Source organism: Maribellus maritimus, assembly GCF_022267315.1.
Taxonomy (GTDB): Bacteria; Bacteroidota; Bacteroidia; order Bacteroidales; family Prolixibacteraceae; genus Draconibacterium; species Draconibacterium maritimum.
Genome location: NZ_JAIKLE010000184.1, coordinates 1 through 370 on the forward strand (window position 1 = coordinate 1; position 370 = coordinate 370).

1 protein-coding gene is annotated in these 370 nt (G+C 41.9%); it reads right to left on the bottom strand.

Translation table 11 applies throughout. The features are described from left to right. Window positions 1-370 (bottom strand): transposase (locus K5G00_RS29605; RefSeq protein WP_394800897.1); only part of this gene is annotated, 370 nt, incomplete at both ends.

A 370-nucleotide genomic window follows, 5' to 3' on the forward strand; every position in this document is an offset into this window, starting at 1 on the left:
TTTTTTTTACTTCAGAACTGGTGTCCCGGTCCCTTAAGGCTTCATTGATTTGGGCAATGGCCTTTTCTACTTTTTCTGATGATATCTCTTTAAAATCAGGTGTAGGTGGAAGAGCTTTTTCCTGTTCATATACCGATTGTACATGCCCCCAGATTTCTTCTAATTGTTGACGGATTTTTTCTTTTTGCGTTTCAATGGCATTGCCCCAAACAAACGTGTAACGATTGGCGTTGGCCTCCATCTTTGTCCCGTCTATATAAACTTCCTTTATGCTCAGGTAACCTTCTGCTGCAAGCATTTCTACAACAGAACCAAATATCTCTTTCAGGTTGCCATCCAGGCGTTTCCCCCGAAACCGGTTGATGGTATT